The sequence below is a fragment of the Acinetobacter sp. BY419 genome, assembly GCF_019038395.1.
In the GTDB taxonomy this organism is placed as follows: domain Bacteria; phylum Pseudomonadota; class Gammaproteobacteria; order Pseudomonadales; family Moraxellaceae; genus Acinetobacter.
In genome coordinates this window covers 1-22366 of the sequence record NZ_JAGFXZ010000045.1, presented here as the reverse complement: position 1 = coordinate 22366, position 22366 = coordinate 1, and the positions used below count along the sequence as shown (strand labels likewise).

Sequence of the window (22366 nt, the reverse complement as noted above, 5' to 3'; positions counted from 1 at the left end):
CAATTACGCAGAATAATTCGGTACTATTGAACATCAGGACTAGAGTTGTGAGTTTGGTGTGGTAACTCAACTGATGGCTCTAGTCCTCTTATTTTTCAAGTCAATTTCTTATCCGCGATTCGGGTTATTATAGTATTTGGGGCGTAAGCACCACTTAGACTTAAGCGGATTTAGCCTGCACAACCTGCTGTTGTTGTGCTTCTAGCTCACGTACCAATGGCAACACTTTTTCTCCAAAATATTCGACTTCTTCAACACAGTGCAAGAAGCCAGAAAGTACCAGGTCGACCCCAATATTTTTTAACACCACAATACGTTCAGCAATTTGCTGTGGTGTACCAATCAAATTGGTCTTGAAACCATCGTTATACTGGACTAAATCTTTAAAAGTTGATTTTGCCCAGTTGCCTTCGCCTTCAGTGGTAGATGCACCTGCTTCACGTGTCGCGTCACCAAAGTTTTTCACTGCCTTGATATTTGCCTTATCAATAATTTCCTGTAGAACTGCTTTGGCTTCTTCTTCAGTATCACGTGCGATAATAAAAGCATTAACCCCAATTTTCACAGAATGGTTATTGGCTTTGGCTTTTTCACGAAGATCATCAATCTGTTTTTTCAGCTCTTCAGGCGTGTTGCCATTGGTGAAATACCAGTCTGAAACACGTGAAGCCATATCGCGCGCCGCACGTGAACTTCCGCCTTGGAAAATCTCGACCGGTTTATCCGGTAGCGGTTGTGGGCGTAAGGTATAATCTTTAAATTGATAGAACTTGCCATCAAAATTAAAGTTATCTGTATTCCAGATCCCGCGCAAACTGCGAATAAACTCTTCTGAACGGGCATAACGCTGGTCATGCTCTGGCCATTCTTCACCAATCGCATCGAATTCGCCACGGAACCAGCCACTCACCACGTTAATGGCAATCCGGCCATTCGTGAGCTGGTTAATACTGGCCAACTGTTTTGCCGCAAGCGCAGGTTTCCACGGCCCGGGTAAAATTGCTGCAATTAACTTGATCTTGCTGGTTTGTGCGAGCAATGCCTGACTGAAACTGACGGATTCATGCTGGTTTTCTGCACCATAGCTTGATGCAAAACGAATCTGGGTGAGGCCATATTCAAAACCACTATTTTCTGCTGCCTGTGCCAGACGGACATTATATTCATAGCTCCAGTCGGTACGCTGTTCGATCGTGCTGACGACAAAGCCGCCACTCACATTCGGTACCCAATAAGCAAACTTGATGTCGTTGTCTGGCTGTACTTGTTGTTGTGACATATCTAAACCCTCAAAGTAGAAAGCGCTGATCAGGCAACCTGAGTCTGCGGTGATTTCTTGCTGTGCAAGCGAGATTCTGCTGCATTCAGGCTAGGGACGGCTGCAGATGGCAATACTTCTTCTTGTTCGATTTGTTTATTGATACCCAGGTTCTGATTGGCCTGCTGGGTTTTTTCTTTAATCACTTCAGCACGCTGTCCCTTGGCTGGTGCCCATTCCAGAATAGGTAGGGCACGTGCTACTGCAAGAGTAATGCGATCGCGGAGCAATTCGCTATGAATGGTATATTCAGGGGTAAAATCACGATCAGTCGCATAGACGCCAATCGGTAGAGTCTGAGCTTGGAAGAAGCTGAATAATGGACGTAATTGATGTTCTAGAACCAGCGCATGACGGTCACTGCCACCTGAAGCGGCTAAAAGTACCGGGACATCAACCAGTGCAGTTTGCTCGACAAAATCAAAGAAATGTTTAAATAGGCCGGTAAATGAAGCGCGGTAGACTGGCGTACCGACAATCAGTGCATCTGCAGCTTCTACTGCCGCCAGATCATCCTGAACGCGTTGCGGTAACTGATTGCGATAAATCGCACCGCCCAGAAGCGGACCAATTTCGCTGAATTTAATGAAATGTACATGAATTGGTGTGGCTTCACCCAGTTCATCAATAATGGCCTGAACCAAGGCTTCTGTTTTAGACGGATGATTTAAACCGCCAGATACGGCAACAATATTTAAGGGTTTTTGCGTATTAGAATTAGACATATTTGGAACCTGAAAATAGGGGTAATCTCGGAATGATCCTATTAACCCCGATTCAGCGCAGGACTGTAAAATAACGAAAAGCTGAAAAGTTATCTGATTTTTCGATATACGAAAAAAGCCTGGTTTATAAGTATTAACTTAAATATAAGTTTATGATATTTATATTTATATTGAATATAGATAAGCTTTTTAAGTCAGGAATACGTTATATATAAAAAAGTGATGAGAATTAAACAATTATTGAAATACCGCAAAAATGGGCCATTTAAAAGAAAAACTGCATATTATTTTAAAAATTGTAGTGTCTTGCATATCCTTAACCGGGTTGTGTGGTTAGAATAGGATCTACCGTGCCAAGATCTCTCACACGTTGCCTATGAATATTTTAATCGTTGATGATCATCCACTATTTCGTCATGCCTTGATTCAAGCTGTACGTTATAGTTTGCCACAAGCCCAGATTCATGAAACTGCGGCAGTCAATGAATTTTATGAACGTCTAGAAAATGGCCCTGAGCCTGATCTTGTGCTCCTGGATTTAAACTTGCCGGGTGCGTCTGGCTTTTCTGCCCTGGTCCATGTGCGTGCACAATATCCGTCTTTACCGATTATTGTCGTGTCTGCCCATGAAGAGGTTAGCATCATCCAGCGTGCCATTGCGCATGGTGCGATGGGTTATATTCCTAAATCTGCACACCCAAGCCATATCGGTGAAGCGATTCGTGAAGTGCTGGAAGGTGAAATCTGGTTACCGCCAAATTTGCCAGCCAATATGAACTTTGATCCGCGTGCTGCCGATGAAACAGCTTTGGCAGAAAGGATCCAGTCTTTGACGCCGCAACAGTTCCGGGTACTAATGATGGTGGCTGAAGGTTTATTGAATAAGCAGATTGCTTATGAGCTGGACGTATCAGAAGCGACCATTAAAGCGCATGTCACTGCGATTTTCCGTAAACTCGGGGTACAGAACCGCACGCAAGCGGTATTGGCAATCAGTGCGCTGAATATTGAAGACCGGAGAATGTAAGTTCTGTATATCCGAATTTAAAAAGACCTCCCTAGAGGTCTTTTTTTATGGGAAAAATTGAGGGAAAAGACCTGAACCGGCTAGGCGATATAATCCTGTTTACGCGTGAAATCATCACAAAACAGCGGATTCAAGGCACATTGCAATTCGTCAATCTGGTCTTCAGTGACATAACCCTTGGATTTCAGATATTCCGCTACGCGATCATCACGCAGGCTTAGGAAAGTCGCATCATAAACACCGAGATCCACAAACAGCGCTGCAGTTTCCAGACTGTTAAAACGGTCCAGATAAACCTCATTGTCATACATCAGGAAGATATGATCATCGCGCGCATTTGGGTCGACACGCAGGCGCTGTGCTAGTTCATGGGGACAGGTTTTGATAAATAACAGATCAGAAAGCTCGTCAAACTGGCTGGTGTCCAGGCAATCTTCTTCATTTTTGACTTTACCCAGCCAGGCTTTAAAGACCAGTACAGCGCCGCCACGCAGCAACATGCTCCAGATCTGATGACGGGTTTTTTCCGGAAGATCCTCTGCCTCAGCTTCTAAGGACTGAATCAGCTTGTCCTCCTGCTCGGCAATCCGTTCAAACAGGCCCAGACCTTGCGGCTTATAGGCATAAGGTTCAAAGACATCAAAATGTAATTCGTCAAAGACTTGTAGTGCCAGTGGAACTGCACTCTGATATAGCGTTTCTAGTGCCTGATGCTGTGCATCATTCAGTTTGCTGTATTTAAAGACCTGTGCCCAGTCAATGCTTGGCAATAAGGCATTGGCACCATATTGCGGTGAAACTGCTGGGTCTGATTCAGGTCATGGTTTTGATCTATGTTCATCTGAAGAACTCCGCGATAGGCAGAAATAGATCAGCAACCAAAACAATCAAGGCATGCATGGAATGGAAACTGATCGTTTCTTATTCCTCTATTTTTAGGGCCAAGTGCAGGGGGTAAAAATACGACTAAAGTTATAGCAGTGAAAAATTACCCTTTAATTTTTATAAAAAACATTAGGATAAATAATTGTAACCAAGTGTACGCATGTCCCTTAATACATTCGTCAGTTTTTGCCATAGTGAATTAAAAAATGATCATTTTGGTCAATTTATTTAGCGTTATTATCGGGATTTTTGCTGCTTTTAGCATATGAGAAAAAATTTTCTGCAATTCAGGTAATTCTATGTAGCAGTTGAGTATAAAAAAATGCCCATTTCAAGCTTTGAAATGGGCATGGATCAGGTCAGTATCGGCTTAGGAATCGGAAATTTTCAGTCCAGATAACCATGAGCGTAATGATGCCGGTTTCAGTGGTTTTTTCAGCAGAACAATATTCAGCTCTTTCAGGCGCTGCGGCAATTCCGGATCGGAGTCAGCCGTAATCAAGGCAACCGGAATGTTGTTGCGACGATGCTCCAGAATAAAGTCCAAACCGATCTTGTCCTGATTGAGATGCTGATCTATCAGCCAGACCTGAATATTTTCCTGCTGAATCAGCGTTGCTGCTTGCTCAGGTTCGGTGGCTTTAAACACCTGATAGCCCCATTTGGTCAATAAGGTCGACATCCCTTCCAGAATGGTTTCATCATTGTCCAGACACAGGATTTTAAAAGCTTTGGTTTTTAGCGGAACTGCCTGAACCGGTGCTGCCACGACTTTAGGTGCTTCAACCACAGGCACTTCAATCATAAAGCAGGAACCTTGGCCCAGCTCGGAAAATACATAGACCGGATAATCCAGCATGCTGGTCATACGTTGTACGATTGCCAGACCTAAACCAAGACCCTGTTCACCCCAAGGGGAGGTATGGCCACAGCGTTCAAACTCCTGAAACAGCTTGATGCGCTGTTCTTCGGCAATCCCCGGGCCGGTATCCCAGACGCCAATGCGGATATGATTCGGCTTGCTACTGGAACGCAATACACCGACCACCACTTTCCCTTTGGCTGTATAACGCAGTGCATTGCTGACAAAGTTCTGGATAATCCGGCGAATCCATTGCGGATCGGTATCAATCCAGAACTGTGCATCATGCACACTGAGTTTAATGCCACGTTGTGCGGCAATCGATTTGAATTGCAGTTCAAGGTCACTGAGCAGGTCATGCAATGGATAGGCCTGACGTTTCGGCTGAATGGTACCGCCTTCCAGTCGGGCAATATCCAGCAGCGCAGATAGCATGCTTTCAGCACCGTGCAGGGCACGATCCAGTTGCTGCAAGGTTTTGCGGTCTTCGTCATTTTGCACGCTTTGTTCAAGTGCGGTACTGAACAGACGCGCAGCATGCATTGGCTGCAACAGGTCATGACTGGCGGCGGCAATAAAGCGGCTTTTTGACATATTGGCTTTGTCTGCCTGTTCACGCGCCAGTTGCTGCTCGGACAGGGCATCGGCCAGCTGCTGGGTCCGGTCCTGAACCCGGGCTTCAAGCACGGCTTCATTTTCACGGAAGGCAGTAATATCTGCGAAAGTCGTGACGAAACCACCCCCTTCGATCGGATTACCACGCATCTGAATCACCCGGCCATCTTTACGAATCCGTTCAAATTCATGTGCACTGCCGACCTGCATCCAGTGAATCCGTTTCCGTACATGTTCTTCGACCGACCCCGGACCACACTCACCACGCTCGGCGTTATAACGGATCAGGTCGGCAATCGGACAGCCGACATAGACAATATCGTTCGGATAATCGAACAGTTTCAGATACTGATTGTTCCAGGCCACCAGACACATGTTTTCATCGACCACGCTGACCCCTTGGGTCATGTGATCAATCATGGTCATGATCAGGTTCTGATTAAAGCGTTGCCACTGCGAGGCCTGATCGAGAATATTGGCGACCTGACCCAGGGCCAGGCCATTGTTGACCATGGCAGTGGTCAGCAGGGTACGTGCCGAAGCTGCCCCGATGGTCCCGGCCAGATACTGTTCGGTAAAACGCCACCACATGCCATTGGCACTGCTGTTTTCATTCAGCTCGACACTGTTTTGGGTACAGAACTGCTGGAAAGCACGTGTAGTTGGGCCTTCACCGGTAATTCGCTTGGCCAGGGTAATCAGGTCGCCGACTTTTAAACGGGCGACATCCTGATGGGAATAGCTAACGTCAGTAGAAGGACTCTGCGATGGCAGTGGCTTGGTTTCATAATAGAAGAAACTCTCGGCCTGAATCTGTTCGGCAACACTCGGACGGAAAATGCGGGAGATCCAGATATACAGCAGGGTATTTAAACCCAGCGCCCAAACCACTCCATGCGTCAGTGGATCAAAAGACTCGAAACCGATCAGGGCTTCCGGTCGTAACCAGTTCCAGCCAAAAGGACCCTCATTGAGCAGGCTTTGGCTAAAGCTGTTATAGGCTTCGGGCAAGCTGCGCAAAATGGTTGGAAACAGCAGGGTATAAGCCCACAAGGCAAAACCGGTCAGCAGTCCGGCATAGACGCCCTGTTTACTGCCACCACGCCAGTACAGGCCACCAATCAGGGCAGGGGCGAATTGTGCCACCGCACTAAAGGCCAACAGGCCAAAGACTGAAAGCTGATTAATGTCATTAAAGAAATTGAAGAACAGGAAGCCCATCAACATCACGGCCAAAATACTGACCCGGCGGGTAAATTTGAGTACCAGTGGCAAGCGTTTATCATGCCGTGAAATCAGTTTGAAACGCCACAGTGCCGGCATAATCAGGTCATTACTGAGCATGATCGACAGTGCCACCGAAGACACCAGCAGCATTCCGGTAGAGGCAGAAAAACCGCCCAAGAATGCAAGTAAAGTGAGCCAGTCCTGATTATAGCTGAGTGGCAAAGACAGAACTGCTACATCTGGAATCGCCAGATATTGTGGTGCGGCATGCAATGCCCAGCTGGCAATCGGAATAATTGCCAGGGTGGTTAGAATTAAATAAACTGCGAACCAGCGCCGTGCACCGCGGATATGTTTTTCATCGCGCAGTTCAACCACAGCCACATGGAATTGGCGCGGCAGGCAGATAATGGCCAGTGCCGCCAACAGTGTTTGAATCCAGAAGCTTTGCGGCACGCCAAACAGTTGCACCTCATGAAAAGTGGTGCTGATATCGTTACTGATCTGTGCCATATTTCCTGGTGCTTCAAACATGAAGAAGCAGGCCACAGCCAGTAAGGCAAAGAGCTTTACAAAGGACTCAAATGCCACGGCCAGCATCAGGCCGCCATGCTGTTCAGTATTGGCAATCTGCCGGGTACCAAACATCATTGCCAGGATTGCCAGAACGCCGGTCAGGAAAAGCACGCCATTGGTCGTGCCGGTCACGCCTGCAGAAGGTTCCAGAATGACCGCGGCACTCAGGGCAATCGCACGTAACTGCAAGGCCAGATAAGGCACAATCGCCACCACTGCCAGAATGGTCACCAGCGATGCCAGTGGGCCACTTTTGCCATAGCGTGCAGCGACAAAGTCCGCGATTGAGGAAATTGCATGATGTTGGCGTACCCGTCCCAGACGGCGCCAGATATCATAGCCCACGGCAACGAATAACAGCGGGCCCAGATAGATCGGCAGGAAAATAATTCCTTCACGTACCGCAGCACCGGTAGCCCCATAAAAGGTCCAGGATGAACAGTACACCCCTAAAGTTAAACTAAACAATAGCATGCGCCCACGGGCACTCAGCCGGCTGGCATGTTTTTCCCCGTAAAAAGCGCAGATAAAGAGTAATGCGATATAGAGGGCGAGTACCCCTATGATGAGCCAACTGTTCATATAGCCTGATGTGTACTGAGCATGCCGCTATGATAACGCATCGTGAACGCTACAGTTTAAATTGATCATTTTTTAACGACCAAAGTCTAAATTACAAGCACCTACGATTCTTGTTAATTTGCAATAGTGATAATTCGAATTAAAAAATAGTCAGCCCAAGGTTGGGCTACAGGAGAGTAATTATGGATGAGGTACAAGTAGATCGAATTCTACAAAATCCAAAATTCAAGGAAATGGTCAGGAAGAAAAGTATACTCAGCTGGACGTTGACCGGCATTATGCTATTTGTCTATGTGGGCTTCATGTTGCTTGTTGGCTATAACAAAGAATTTCTATTGTCTTCACTTTCAGGTGGTGTGACGACTTGGGGTATTCCACTGGGTCTAGGCATTATCGTCCTGTCATTTATCTTGTGTGGCGTGTATTCCTACATTGCCAATCATACGCTCGATCAACTGACCGAAGAAGCCATGCGTGAAGTCGAAGCCATTACCCATGAAAAAGGACCACATTAAGATGAAATGGAATTCTCTTATCGCCCTTGCTGCCACTACAATGATTTCAGGTTTGGCACTGGCTGGACCTGATCTGGGTGCAGCAGAACAGCAGGCAACCAACTGGTCTGCCATTATCATGTTTGTGATTTTCGTCGGGGCAACGCTGTTTATTACCAAATGGGCGGCAAAACAAACCACCAATACCCAAGACTTCTATACTGCCGGCGGTGGTATTTCCGGTTTCCAGAATGGCCTAGCGATTGCCGGTGACTATATGTCAGCTGCATCTTTCCTGGGTATTTCCGCGATGGTGTTCCTGTCTGGTTTTGATGGCTTGCTCTACTCACTCGGTTTTATGGTGGGCTGGCCGATCGTTTTATTCCTGATCGCAGAGCGTCTACGTAACCTGGGTAAATATAACCTGTCCGACGTGGTGTCTTTTCGTTTACAGGAAAAACCAGTACGTACCTTGGCAGCCATCAGTTCATTGGTTGTGGTGGCGTTTTACCTGATTGCACAGATGGTGGGTGCCGGTCAGCTGATCAAATTACTGTTCGGTCTGAACTATAACTTTGCAGTGGTCATTGTTGGCTTACTGATGATGGCCTATGTGATGTTTGGTGGCATGTTGGCAACGACATGGGTACAGATCATTAAAGCCGTGATGTTATTGTCTGGTGCAACCTTTATGGCATTTATGGTCATGAAAGGTGTGGGCTTCAGCTTTACCAACATGTTTGAACAGGCAATTGATGTCTACGCGAAAGTGCATGACTTGAGCCTGACAGATGCCACCAAGATCATGGGGCCAGGTAGTCTGGCATCTAACCCGATTGATGCGATCTCTTTAGGTCTGGCATTGATGTTTGGTACGGCAGGTCTTCCACACATCCTGATGCGCTTCTTTACAGTGAAAGATGCGAAAGAAGCACGTAAATCAGTGGTTGTCGCAACAGGCTTTATTGGTTACTTCTACCTGCTCACCTTCATCATTGGTTTCGGTGCGATCCTGTATGTATCGAATAACCCGCAATTCCTTGATGTGGCGAAAATGGCAGTAACTGGCAAACTGGAGCTGGTTGGTGGTAATAACATGGCGGCAGTACACTTGTCTGATGCAGTAGGCGGTGACCTGTTCATGGGCTTCATTTCTGCAGTTGCATTTGCCACGATTCTTGCAGTTGTAGCAGGTCTCACCCTGTCAGGCGCGTCAGCAATCTCGCATGACTTGTATGCCAACGTCTTGAAGAAAGGCCAAACTACGCCGCAATCTGAACTACGCATGTCTAAAATCGCGACTTTAGGTCTTGCGATCTTCGCGATGATTCTCGGGATTCTGTTCGAGAAACAAAACGTAGCGTTCATGGTGGGTCTAGCATTCTCGGTTGCAGCATGTGCGAACTTCCCGGTACTGGTATTGTCTATGTTCTGGAAAGGCTTGACGACACGTGGTGCAGTGATAGGCGGTGTGGCAGGTCTGGTGACCGCAGTAACCTTAATTGTGCTGTCTAAAGCAGTATGGGTAGATACTCTGGGTATTTCTGATACACCAGTGAACCCGTTCAATGGCCCTGCAATCTTCGCGATGCCATTGTCATTCTTCTGCTGCTGGTTGTTCTCTGTGACGGATAATTCGGCACAGGCTCAGGCCGAACGCAAAGCCTTTGATGCCCAGTTTGTACGTTCACAAACCGGTATTGGTATCTCGGGCGCATCTGATCACTAAGATTTGCTCTAAGCTAAAAAAAGCCCCGTAAGGGGCTTTTTTTATGGGCTATTGAGTACATTTCTGTTTAAAACAAGTGCCGTATTGGACTGGATGAACCAGAGTCGTATCGTGCTATTTCAGTAATTTTCATACAAATCGCATATCTGCAGGTTGCTGTGAGCGTGCTATGTTAAAGCTGCTAACAATAACAATGTGTTCCCTACATGAAGACAGCAACAAAAAGGGCATTATGAAGCAAACTTTGCAGCAGTTCTGGAACAGCTTTACCAATCTGCCTTCAGCCTGGCTGTTGTGCCTGCAATTACTGATCTTGCTCTTGTCCGTCTTGAGTTATGAAAGTGTGTCTTACCGAGCGGGAATCTGGGTGCTCGGTGTCCTGGTTTTACTGGTGATTGCCAGAGTCATTCGCCAGACCCCGATGTTTACCATTTTAGGACTCAGCTTTGTCGCTGGCGCGATTTTATTTTCCTCCCTGATTGTGCTCGGGCTGCGTTATACCTGGATACAGGTCACTGCCAATCTGTTTGAAGCCGGTGCTTATTTCAGTGCAGCCTATGGCCTGCTACGCTATATGTTTCATGATCGCTATCTGACCAAGGATGAACTCTTTGCCGCTGGAGCGGTATTTACCTTGCTCGCCTGGGGTTTTGCCTTTCTCTACAGTATTTGTCAGCTCCTGGTACCTTACAGCTTTTCGGATCCCGATCTGCGAGCCTATCAGTCCTGGCTGGATCTGATTTTTCTCAGTTTCAGTGTACAGTCTGCCACAGGACTGTCCGATATCATGCCGGTCAGTCCGGTTGCACGGATGCTGGCCATTATCCAGATGTTTGTCGGGGTGATGTATCTGGCGCTGATTGTGTCACGCTTAATTGCCTTGCAATATATCTCACGTCTGCCACATAAAAAATAACGCAAAAAACCCAGAAAATCCGCCAGAGTAATAAAGCGGATCCTTTTATTGTATTTGTTACAGTAACTTAACGGCTTTATTTGGTGTCCCATCCTAAAATAGCAGCAGATCTAGCTCCCATAGAATGAATCTGTCTAATCATTTTGACCTTACCAATAATTATTTGACGCTGTTTGTCGATCCAATTTTTTTAAAATGGAGGATGTATGCCTTCCACAAAACCGGCCTGGTTTTCCAATATCAATCCAAATGTGTTTATCAGTACGGTAGGCATTATTGCGATATTTTTAGCTTTGGTCGTATTTGCGCCCGATGCTTTTTCGCTTCTCACCCAGCAAATGAACCAGTGGATTACCAGTTCCTTTAGCTGGTTCTATGTATTGTCGGTGGCGATATTTCTTATCCTGCTCGTTTATATTGCCCTGTCGGACATGGGCAAAATCAAGCTGGGACCCGACCATAGTCAGCCGAAATATAGCAGTGCCTCCTGGTTTGCGATGTTATTCACTGCAGGGATGGGGATTGGCCTGATGTTCTTTGGCGTGGCTGAACCAGTGATGCACTATGTTACGCCACCTGCCGGTGAACCTGAAACTGTGCTGGCTGCCCAGCAATCTATGCGGGTCACCTTTTTCCACTGGGGCCTGCATGCCTGGGCGATTTATACGCTTGTTGGTCTGTCTCTGGCTTATTTTGCTTACCGGCATCAGTTACCCTTAAAAATTCGTTCGGCCTTGTACCCGCTGATTGGTCAAAAAATCTACGGTCCGATAGGCGATGGCGTCGATACCTTTGCCACCATTGGTACGGTATTCGGTGTAGCCACCACGCTTGGTTTCGGGGTCACACAAATCAATTCAGGTTTGAACTATTTGTTTGGGGTTGAACAGGGGCCAAGTACCCAGGTCGTTCTGATTATTGTGGTCAGTGCCATGGCGGCGACCTCAGTATTTTTTGGACTGGATAAAGGTATCAAGCGTCTGGCCGAATTAAACCTGGTTTTGGCGCTGTTACTCCTCATTTTCGTCTTTGTTGCAGGTCCAAGTATTTACCTGTTACAGACGACTATTCAGAATGCCGGTCAATATGTCTCTAATCTGTTTAGCATGACCTTTAATCTGTATGCCTATCAGCCAAGTGGCTGGATTGGGGGCTGGACCATCATGTACTGGGCTTGGTGGATTTCCTGGTCTCCATTTGTCGGAATGTTTATTGCCCGGGTCTCGGAAGGGCGGAGTATTCGTGAATTTATCGTGGGCGTCCTACTGATTCCGACCGGATTTACCTTGATCTGGATGGGCTTTATGGGCAATGCCGCGCTGTATAGCATTATGCATGAAGCCAATACCAGCTTATTGGAAGCGGTTCAGCGAGATTCTTCGGTTGCCCTGTTTGAGTTTCTCAATCATCTGCCTTTCAGTTCAGTGACCAGTATCATTGCGACTTTGCTGGTGATGCTGTTCTTTGTAACCTCTGCCGATTCAGGCGCATTGGTGGCTGATTATCTGACAGCAAAAAGCGATAATTCACCCATCTGGCAGCGTCTGTTCTGGACCGTACTCATGGCTGTATTGGCCATTATCCTTTTGCTGGCGGGTGGCTTAGAGGCCCTGCAATCTGCCACGATCATGAGTGCTTTGCCGTTTACCATGATTATGCTACTGATGTGCTGGGGATTAATCAAAGCCCTGCATCTGGATGTTACCAAAATGCATGCACTGCAAGCAGCACGGATTACCCCGCGCGCCATCCAGAATCCACGCAGCTGGCAACAGCGGTTAGGCCTGATCATGCATTATCCGCATACTCGGGAAGAAGTGCAGCAGTATATTCACACTACAGTGAATAAGGCATTTATCAGTTTTCAAAGTGAATTGAGACGGCGTCGATTACAAGTGACGATTAGTCCATTAGAAGAGGGTATACAGCTTCGTGTCGATCATCAGGATGAAATTAATTTTATCTATCAGGTCAATGCAACCCAGACTTTGAGTCCAAGCTTTATGGCAGGGCTGGAAAATGCCGGTGCAGACTCTTATCAGGCAGAAGTTTTTTTAAGAGAAGGCGGGCAGGGCTATGATGTGATGGAATGGACACAGGAAGATCTGCTTCAGGACATCATTGATCAATATGAACGCCATTTGCACTTTTTAAGTCTGGTACGCACACCCGAGTAAAACTACTTCATAAAACAATAAAAAGGACGCATATTGCGTCCTTTTTTGATTCAGAATCTAATCAGAAATTAGAAACGGAATTTAGCATTTACAGCACCGAGGTGTGCATCATTGGCGCCGTATTCACCATCAGCATAAACGTAGCTTGCACCGAGTGATACAGCTGGAGTCACGAAATAACTCGCATTCACGCCAACTGCAGATGTTGGAACGGTAGCGCTCTTGTAGCTGCCGTCTGTATAAGAAACACCTAGACCAAGTTTAGGGGTTAAATAAAGATTGGTTTTCAGTTGATACATAGTGTCTTCGCCAGAAACTAAACCAGCTTCGAAACCAATTGCCATATCGGTACCGTCAATTCCACCCACATACTTAGTACGTGCTGTAATTGCATCTTTCTTGTCACCAATAGCGCGCGCTTCCATCGTAGCGCTCATCAAGCCATTATTTAAAATGTTGAAAGTATCTAAGGATTGTCTAGCAGCAATATTGGTATAACCTACCGCCATCAGGAAGTTTGGTAAAACCATAGCACCAAGCTCAAGTGCATAGCGATCACCAGAATCATCATTTTGAATTAAAGCAGTGAAATCGTTTTTAGCGTCAGTTTTAGAGTGGTTATAAGATGCGCTTGCATACACCGGCACTACACTTGTAGGAATGTAGGTTTCACCCTTAATGCCATAAGTGTGTTGTTCTACATCAAATTCTTCATTTACAGTAACTGGAGTGCCACCCACATTAATTGTTTGGTTAATATCGGCAGTCAGCTGGCCAAAATTGTAACCTGCAGAAATACTACTCGCTTGATTTAGGAAAGCAGCTTCAGCTAATGGGCCTTTAGAGGTGTCGATATCTTTAAAATAATAAGTTCCTTGTACCCCAACATTATAGTTGCCATCATTAAGTTCAGCATCGTAGTAACCTACTGTACCTTGAACTTCGGCTTGGTAGGCTTGGGCACCTGTCACAGCAAATAATAATGCTGATGCTAAATAAACCTTTTTCATATGAATTCCAAATAAGTTGATGAAAAAACATTTGAATTTTCATGAATAAATGCTAAAAGGTCAACCTTTAATCAGTAGTAAATTGCGAATAAAAAAGGACGCATATCACGTCCTTTTTCGATTCAGAGTCTAATCAGAAATTAGAAACGGAATTTAGCATTTACGCCAACAGTTTGAGTGTCACGTACTTGAGCACTTTGAGCAAGATTTGCTTCGTAGTTAGCATTTACATAAGATGCGCCAACTGCAACCGCAGGAGTAATGAAGTAGTCAACGTTCGCGCCCCATGCTTTGTCTGGAGAACCTGCAAAGCTAGACTCCATATAAGAAGCACCTACGCTTAATTGCGGGTTAAGGAAAATAGTCGTACCTAAGTTGTAGGCAGTGTCTTCACCATAAACTAGGCCACTTTCAAAACCAATTGACATATTGGTTCCGTCAATCGCGCCTACATATTTAGTACGGGCAGTGATTGCATCCTGGTCTCCATTGATTGTTTGAGACTCTAAGCCTGCTTTAACAACACCGTTGTTGAACATGTTGAAAGCGTCATAAGACGTTTGATCTGCAACGCTGGTATAACCAACAGCAACCAAGAAATTAGGAATCGGTAATACACCTACTTCTAATGCATAACGGTCGCCATTGTCATCCGCTTGGCCACCTTTACCATCAGTAATGGTGTGGCTATAAGATGCACTTGCATAAGCAGGAACAAATTTAGTTGGGATGTAAGCTTCACCTTTCACACCAAAAGTATGAGAAGTCTGATCTTTAGCATCAGCGTCTACATCGTATTCGCCATATGTATAAGCAGCAGAAATGTTAGATGCTTGATTTAGGAAAGCAGCTTCAGCTAAAGGACCTTTAGAAGCATCTACATTTTTGAAGTAGTAAGTACCTTGAACAGCACCAGTGAAATCTTTGTCATTGGCAGTGTTGTCGATGTACTCTGACTGACCTTGAACTTCGAATTGATATGCTTGAGCACCGGTCATGGCTAATAATACAGCAGTGGCTAAACCGAATTTTTTCATGATATTTACCGTTTTTGTTACAAGATGTGTACAGCTTGGAACACATTGTATTGTAACAATTTATTAAGTCAATCCGTATTGAATTTGCTATTTTTTTATGCTGAATAATTGTATCATTTTTGTGTAGAATTCAAGTATTAGACTTGAAAAATATTTTAAATAAAAACTGTTCTATAACAAAAGGCTAGTATTTAAAAATAGAGCCGATCTTATAAATTAAGGAGAAATTATGTCGATATTTAGATTAATTAATACGATTAAATATAATTTATAGATTTGGAAAAACAATTAATGGCGGGTGAGCTTATTTATCAATATGTCAAAAAAGTCCAAATATTTATTTCATCATGTCTTTGATTGAGTTGATTATTTTTTATGCATAATCAGCCTGGCATCAGAGTGAATGCCTGTTTTTTGAGCTAGATAAGCCTGTTTTATAATCTTGACCGAAACAATCGGCTTTACATTTTTAGGAGAATTTTACATAATATAAAAATCAAGTTGAGTTCACACTTTCATAGTGATTTAGCCTGATTCTCCACAATTTTTGTTTTATCGGCCCAGCTTTCCCCAAGGTTGGGCTTTTTTTTATCCAGAATTTTTCTTTGAAATATATTCTGAGCCTAACGCATCTGAATTTAAAAAGATGAAAACAAATAGCTTAAAATTTTTGGCACCAAAATAGGGCGTTTTAGTAAAAAGAAATACCAGCTTAAAATTCAATAGCTAAAAAAAACCCCAATTTTCATAGAAAACTGGGGTTTTTTCGCCAAAATTTGCGGGGAAACTAAAATATCTGCTGAGGAATAATTTAACTCGCCCTAATGCGGTGCATTATGCACCTCTTTGTTGCATGTGTAAATAGTGCAGAAAGCAAGTTTTTATATTTTTTAACTGTCAGTATTTCTCTTATTTTGATAAGACTTGATGTTGAGCTGTAGCTATAAAACTCTGCTTTAAAGTCTGAAAGGAGCAATGTTAAAGATTTTAAGCAGTTTAAATTATAAAAAAATCATGAAAAACATAAGCTAACTAAGACTAAAGACTTTAAGGAAATCTGATTTTATTTGTATAATAAACATTCCATTTAGATTTGTTTGTGATATTGGGCGTAATACAACAGCATGAATACATTACGCTCTGAGTGGATCAGTAAACGTTTGTACTGGTCGATGTCGATTATTATTTTGTGCTTATTCTGCATCTGTATTCCCTTGATTGTCAGTAGCAGTCAAAGTTATTTAAAGTCCAAACAAACTTATCAACAACTGAATGCTTTACAGCAGGTCGCTGATCTGGCTAATAAAATTTCGCGTGAGCGTGCACCAGCCAATAAAGCCATGTCCAGTTCGGTCAAAGAGTTTTCCCAACATCAACAAGAGTTAATCAGCTATCGTCAGCAGGTGGACCGGCAGTTTTCGCAGACGGCTGATGTACTGGCAGAGGTCGGGTTTAACGATCTGAGTCAGCAACTTTCACAGCTTCAAATCAGCCTGGAAAAAGGACGTGCACAGGTTGATGCCTATACCCGGATGCCGCATCAGCAACGCAGTGCGCAAGAACTTGATCAGGCGATTCTGGCGATGTTTACTGCCTGGGAAAGTTGTCGTGAACTTTTGCGGGGCGTGGCAGTGGCTTCAGATAGCTCGTCGACTCATCTGAAAAATTATATGAGTCAGATCCTATTTTTATCTGATTTACGTGATCAGGCGGGGCGTGTCGCGTCGTCCATCATGGCGCATGTGACCTTTCAGGCCCCACTTCCCACTGAAAATATTACCCGCTCTTTACAGACCCAGTATCAGGTGCGTTATTTGTGGGCACTGATTGATACCATTCAACCTGCTCAAGACAAGACGGAGGAATTCATCCGTTTACATCGACGGGTAGATACCGAGTTTATTCAGCAAGGCTTACCCATTGTGAGTGAGCTGATCAATGACAGTCTGGAGCAACGTGACTACCGTTTGAGTGGGACAGAATTGACTGAAGTAATCGTGGATAAATTCGCGACTGTGGTGGACCTGCAAAATTACCTGCTGCAATACAGCAGAGATGCGGCTATTCATGAAATGAACAGCAATATGCAGCGTTTGATCTGGAGCGTGTTGTTATCGCTGATTTCATTGCTGACCGCCATTTCGACCATGATCTTTGCACGCAAACAGGTTTTTCTGCCGCTGATTCAGGCGCGTCGCCTGCTATTGAATTTATCTAAAAATTCGGGTCGTCAAAAAATTGATATGCAGCTGCGTGAAACGAGTCATTCGGATTCTTTATTTGCCGCCATTCAGAAATTGCAGCAGATGTTGCAGGAACGCGATGCCCTGGAATTCCGGTTAAAGAATATTGCCCATTCCGATTCTTTGACCGGATTATCCAACCGTTTTGCCCTGGAAGAATATATCCGATTTCTGGAAAACCAGCCGGGTCAATTGAGCCAAACCTGTTTGATGATTATTGATATTGATCATTTTAAGAAGGTAAATGACCAATATGGGCATATTATTGGCGATCAAGTCATTCAACTGGTGGCCGAGCGTTTAAAGGCCAATGTTCGTGCTACAGATTTGCTGGTGCGTTATGGAGGCGATGAATTTCTGGTGCTGATTGAAAATATCCAGATGCAGCAGGCGCGGATTGTGGCTGATAAAATCCGCGCTGAAGTGGCTGAGCGTCATATTGTGACTGCAACAGGAGATGAGATTCAGGTTTCGGTCAGTATCGGGGTCGCAATTGGTGCCGTATCCTGGATAGCTTTATTGTCAAATGCAGATGAGGCTTTGTTTGTGGCAAAGGCCAAAGGACGTAATGCGGTGGCTGAGGTTTAAATTATAAGAGCGTACTACTTAAAATTTAAAAAATCATTCCAAGCTATGTTCTTTTATAGAACAGCATACGTATCATTTATGCCAATGCCAATGCCAATGCCAATGCCAATGCCAATGCCAATGCCAATGCCAATGCCAATGCCAATGCCAATGCCAATGCTAAGCTAAGCTAAGCTAAGCTAAGAATAAATAAAAAATTATAAAAGTTCAGGAGTATTTAAAATGAGTGAAAATTGCATATTCTGTCAAATGGTCAAAGGTGAAATACCTTGTCATTTGATTGATGAAAATACCAGTTTTATGGCTTTCCTGACCATTTTCCCCAATACCTTGGGTGCGAGTGTCGTGATTCCAAAACAGCATTATTCGAGCTATGCATTCGAGCTGGATGATCAGGTGCTGACAGATTTGCTGCTATATACCAAGCAGGTGGCCTTGAAGCTGGATCGTTATTTTGAAGATGTAGGTCGAACAGGGATGGTTTTTGAAGGTTTTGGCGTCGATCATGTGCATGCCAAGTTATTTCCAATGCATCATACCCAAGGCATACATGAGAATTGGCAACCTGTGAATTCCTCAATCGATAAATATTTCGATGCCTATGAGGGTTATATTTCATCGCATGATGCGAAAAGAGCAGATGATCAAGAACTGGCGCAGCTGGCTGAAGCAATTCGTTCACTAGAGTAATTTTATAAAACTAATAAATTACTTTATTAAGACTTTTGTAGAGCTCTTTTCTTGCTTCAAGAATTTTTATTCTGTATTGAGCAGTTGTCTCGGGTCTTACTTCTTCACTCTTGAATAAAGTATAGGTATTAAACTTTCCTAAAAGTTCACCGTAAAATCTTAGTTTTTCTTGCTGTTCGTTATAGCCATGTAAAAGTAATAGGCCTTCATTTTTACTCAGTAGATTAAAATCATTAAAAAGAGAGCCTCTCAAAGGATCAAGCCGTTCATATACTTTTTCATTATTAATGGATTTTTTAGTTTCAAAGTCAAAGATACTCCACATTTTTAGGATGAGATGATTAATTTCTTCAATATCAGTAGAGATTTGGGTAAGTAAATTTCTATTAAATTGAAGCTTGTCTTTAGTGGTAGCCGCAGAGATATTTGCTTTTTGATTTAAATAGGCAATAACACCTGTGATCAAAGCTCCTAAACTGATTTTTATTGCCGTATCTATAACATCTATATAATTCATTTAAAAATAAAAAAACGGTGAAAGGATCACCGTTTTAGCATATAAATTTAGTATTTTAAATCTCCCCTAACCCCTCTTTTTTAAAGAGGGGAACACCACTTATTTAGTAATGCGATACTCCCTCCTTTTGAAAAGGAGGGGCGGGGAGGATTCAATCATTTCAACAACGCTTTCAAGAATTTCCCGGTATGTGAAGCTTTGACTTTCACTACCTGTTCCGGTGTTCCTTCCGCGACAATCATACCGCCACCCGAACCACCTTCAGGGCCAAGGTCAATCACCCAGTCTGCGGTTTTAATCACATCCAGATTATGCTCAATCACCACGATGGTATTGCCCTTGTCACGTAGCTGATGCAGGATATCCAGCAGTTTGGCAATATCATGGAAATGCAGACCCGTGGTTGGTTCATCCAGAATATACAGGGTTTGACCGGTATCGCGTTTGGCCAGTTCACGCGCGAGTTTCACCCGCTGTGCTTCACCACCGGAAAGGGTGGTAGCAGATTGACCCAGACGGATATAACCCAGACCCACCTGATGCAATGTTTCCAGACGACGGTGAATCACCGGAATCGCCTCGAAGAAATGCATGGCATCCTCAACGGTCATCTGCAACACATCGGAAATATTCTTGCCCTTATAGTTCACTTCCAGCGTTTCACGGTTATAACGTTTGCCATGACAGGCATCACACGGTACATACATATCTGGCAGGAAGTGCATCGCCACCTTGATCATGCCATCACCTTCACAGGCTTCACAGCGACCGCCTTTCACGTTAAACGAGAAACGACCTGCTGCATAACCACGTGCCTTGGCTTCCTGCGTTTGTGCAAACAGTTCACGAATTGGGGTAAATAAACCGGTATAAGTGGCAGGATTGGAACGCGGAGTTCGTCCAATCGGGCTCTGGTCAATATCCACGACTTTATCGAGGAACTGCAAGCCATCAATGGATTCAAACTTTTCCGCAGTTAAGGTCGTTGCACCATTCAGCTGGGTCGCCGCCAAAGGCAGCAAGGTTTTGTTAATCAGGGTCGATTTACCAGACCCGGAAACCCCGGTGACGCAAGTCATAATGCCTAAAGGAATGGTCAGATCGACTTTTTTCAGGTTATGCCCAGATGCACCCATCAGCTTGATCTGTTCTTCAGGTTTTGGCGGTTTAATCCGTACTTTAGGTACTTCAATTTTTAACTTACCGGATAAATATTTTCCGGTCAGAGAATCAGGATTCGCCAAGATCTCATCATAAGTCCCTTCGGCAATAATATGCCCGCCATGTACACCTGCACCCGGACCAATATCAATAATATGGTCGGCAGCACGAATTGCATCTTCATCATGCTCGACCACCAATACGGTATTGCCCAAATCTCGCAGACGGATCAGGGTCTGTAACAGACGGTCGTTATCACGCTGATGCAGACCAATTGAAGGTTCATCCAGTACGTACATGACGCCCATCAGGCCGGCACCGATTTGTGAAGCCAGACGGATTCGCTGTGCTTCACCACCCGAAAGGGTTTCCGCAGAACGTGACAGGCTGAGATAGTTCAGACCGACTGAGACCAGGAAGTGCAGACGTTCACGGATTTCCTTGAAAATCTTGTCAGCAATTTCACCTCGTGCGCCTTCCAGGTGAATGTCCTGATAATAGCTTTCAGCATCGCCAATCGACATACGGGTAATATCAGCAATAGTTTTGTCCAGAATTTTCACATTGCGTGAAATTTCATTTAGACGTGAACCATCACAGGCATCACAGGCAGCATTGGACAGATACTGCGCCAGATCGTCCCGCACATAATTACTTTCGGTTTCACGGTAACGGCGTTCCAGATGCGGCAAAATCCCTTCAAAGGGAATGACCCGATTATGACGTCGGCCACGTTCATCGATATAACTCAGATCAATTTTTTCTTTGCCGGTGCCGTACAGAAATTTTTTCTTGGTATCGGCATCCAGTTCATTCCACGGTGTTTCCAGCGAAAAACCAAAATGTTCGGCGACTTTCTGGATCATGCTGTAATAGTACGGGCGCTGACGGTCCCAGCCTCGAATGGCACCCTGACTGACACTGACTTCAGGATTGGGAATCAGTTTGTCGGCACTAAAATGACTGCGAGTGCCGAGACCATCACAGACCGGGCAGGCACCAAAAGGATTGTTGAACGAGAATAAACGCGGTTCAAGTTCAGCGACAGCACGGTCACATTGCGGACAGGAATGCTTGGCAGAAAACACCCGATCCTCATGTCCATCCTTCATCCAGGATAAAATCGCGATATCGCTACCGAGGCGCAGTGCCGTTTCAAAACTTTCTGCAATACGGTTGCCCAGATCATCACGGACTTTAAAGCGGTCGACCACCACTTCAATGGTATGTTTTTTCTTTTTGTCCAGTTCGGGTGGTGGATCAATTTCCATGATTTCGCCATCGACTCGCGCACGGACAAAACCCTGGCTTTGCAGCTGTTCAAACAGCGCCGTATATTCACCTTTACGTTCACGTACCACCGGTGCAAGCAGCATTAAGGCTGTGCCTTCTTCCAGCGCTTTGACCGCATCGACCATTTCAGTGACGGTTTGGGCCACCATTGGCAGGTCATGTTCCGGGCAGAATGGTGTACCGACACGCGCATAAAGCAGACGTAAATAGTCATAAATTTCAGTAATAGTACCCACGGTAGAACGCGGGTTATGACTGGTAGATTTCTGTTCGATGGCAATGGCTGGACTCAGGCCTTCAATCGAATCGACTTCCGGCTTTTCCATTTGCGAGAGGAACTGGCGTGCATAGGCAGACAGGGATTCCACATAACGGCGCTGACCTTCGGCATATAAGGTATCAAAGGCAAGCGAGGACTTACCTGAACCAGACAGTCCCGTAATCACCACAAACTTGTCGCGTGGTATATCAAGGTTCACATTTTTCAGGTTATGGGTACGTGCGCCTCGAATACGGATGTGGCTTTGGCTCATGCAAGGATCCTAGAATATTCATCAAAAACCCTTATATGATACCGGATGAAAAATGTTCAAGTGCAAATAAAAGTATTTTAAACGTCAAGTTATGTCGGTGATTGGTCAATTCATCACAACATAGAGAAACAGAGCAGCAGATTATGTAAATATTCACACTG

14 protein-coding genes and 1 pseudogene are annotated in these 22366 nt (G+C 44.8%); 7 read left to right on the top strand and 8 right to left on the bottom strand.

The annotated features are described in order from the left end of the window. Positions 1-160: 160 nt before the first annotated feature. A complete protein-coding gene (sfnG, locus tag KUG37_RS13610; protein WP_216940597.1) occupies positions 161-1279 on the bottom strand; it encodes a dimethylsulfone monooxygenase SfnG in 1119 nt (372 codons plus the stop codon). Positions 1280-1308: 29 nt separating this feature from the next. Next, the gene (gene msuE / locus KUG37_RS13605; protein WP_216940595.1) at positions 1309-2043 is read right to left on the bottom strand and encodes an FMN reductase; all 735 of its coding nucleotides are present in this window, start codon (positions 2041-2043) and stop codon (positions 1309-1311) included. A 376-nt stretch (positions 2044-2419) separates the two neighbouring features. On the opposite strand from msuE, the gene KUG37_RS13600 reads away from it, so the two are divergent. Next, positions 2420-3070 carry a response regulator transcription factor gene (locus tag KUG37_RS13600; protein WP_216940594.1) on the top strand — a complete coding sequence of 217 codons (651 nt, stop codon included), beginning with the start codon at positions 2420-2422 and terminating at the stop codon, positions 3068-3070. 80 nt (positions 3071-3150) lie between these two features. Here the strand turns inward: KUG37_RS13600 and KUG37_RS13595 are convergent. Then, positions 3151-3911 (bottom strand): annotated as a pseudogene (locus KUG37_RS13595) (hypothetical protein). 414 nt (positions 3912-4325) lie between these two features. After that, positions 4326-7817, bottom strand: coding sequence for a PAS domain-containing hybrid sensor histidine kinase/response regulator (locus KUG37_RS13590; RefSeq protein WP_216940591.1), 3492 nt, complete (start codon positions 7815-7817; stop codon positions 4326-4328). A gap of 182 nt (positions 7818-7999) precedes the next feature. On the opposite strand from KUG37_RS13590, the gene KUG37_RS13585 reads away from it, so the two are divergent. The 4 genes from KUG37_RS13585 (at position 8000) to KUG37_RS13570 (ending at position 13133) form a co-directional block, all read left to right on the top strand. After that, positions 8000-8332 (top strand): DUF485 domain-containing protein, encoded by a 333-nt coding sequence (locus tag KUG37_RS13585; protein ID WP_216940589.1) that lies wholly within the window; start codon positions 8000-8002, stop codon positions 8330-8332. Between the two features lies 1 nt (position 8333). Beyond that, complete coding sequence (locus tag KUG37_RS13580; protein WP_216940587.1) at positions 8334-10040, top strand: cation acetate symporter; 1707 nt, start codon at positions 8334-8336, stop codon at positions 10038-10040. A gap of 232 nt (positions 10041-10272) precedes the next feature. Further along, complete coding sequence (locus KUG37_RS13575) at positions 10273-10956, top strand: ion channel (protein ID WP_216938122.1); 684 nt, start codon at positions 10273-10275, stop codon at positions 10954-10956. Between the two features lie 206 nt (positions 10957-11162). Continuing rightward, positions 11163-13133 carry a choline BCCT transporter BetT gene (locus KUG37_RS13570; protein ID WP_216938126.1) on the top strand — a complete coding sequence of 657 codons (1971 nt, stop codon included), beginning with the start codon at positions 11163-11165 and terminating at the stop codon, positions 13131-13133. Positions 13134-13201: 68 nt separating this feature from the next. Here the strand turns inward: KUG37_RS13570 and KUG37_RS13565 are convergent, their stop codons facing one another. Further along, entirely contained in the window at positions 13202-14143 is a 942-nt protein-coding gene (locus KUG37_RS13565) for a putative porin (protein WP_216940585.1), read from the bottom strand. A gap of 140 nt (positions 14144-14283) precedes the next feature. Next, the gene (gene omp33-36 / locus KUG37_RS13560; protein ID WP_216938129.1) at positions 14284-15180 is read right to left on the bottom strand and encodes a porin Omp33-36; all 897 of its coding nucleotides are present in this window, start codon (positions 15178-15180) and stop codon (positions 14284-14286) included. A 1124-nt stretch (positions 15181-16304) separates the two neighbouring features. On the opposite strand from omp33-36, the gene KUG37_RS13555 reads away from it, so the two are divergent. Both KUG37_RS13555 and KUG37_RS13550 read left to right on the top strand, forming a co-directional pair. Continuing rightward, a complete protein-coding gene (locus tag KUG37_RS13555) occupies positions 16305-18011 on the top strand; it encodes a diguanylate cyclase (RefSeq protein WP_216940583.1) in 1707 nt (568 codons plus the stop codon). Between the two features lie 222 nt (positions 18012-18233). Next, positions 18234-18701 (top strand): HIT family protein, encoded by a 468-nt coding sequence (locus KUG37_RS13550; RefSeq protein ID WP_216938371.1) that lies wholly within the window; start codon positions 18234-18236, stop codon positions 18699-18701. A gap of 10 nt (positions 18702-18711) precedes the next feature. On the opposite strand, the gene KUG37_RS13545 is transcribed toward KUG37_RS13550, so the two are convergent. Both KUG37_RS13545 and uvrA read right to left on the bottom strand, forming a co-directional pair. After that, positions 18712-19218, bottom strand: coding sequence for a hypothetical protein (locus tag KUG37_RS13545; RefSeq protein WP_216938372.1), 507 nt, complete (start codon positions 19216-19218; stop codon positions 18712-18714). A gap of 155 nt (positions 19219-19373) precedes the next feature. Further along, entirely contained in the window at positions 19374-22205 is a 2832-nt protein-coding gene (gene uvrA, locus KUG37_RS13540; RefSeq protein ID WP_216940581.1) for an excinuclease ABC subunit UvrA, read from the bottom strand. Between the last annotated feature and the right edge of the window lie 161 nt (positions 22206-22366).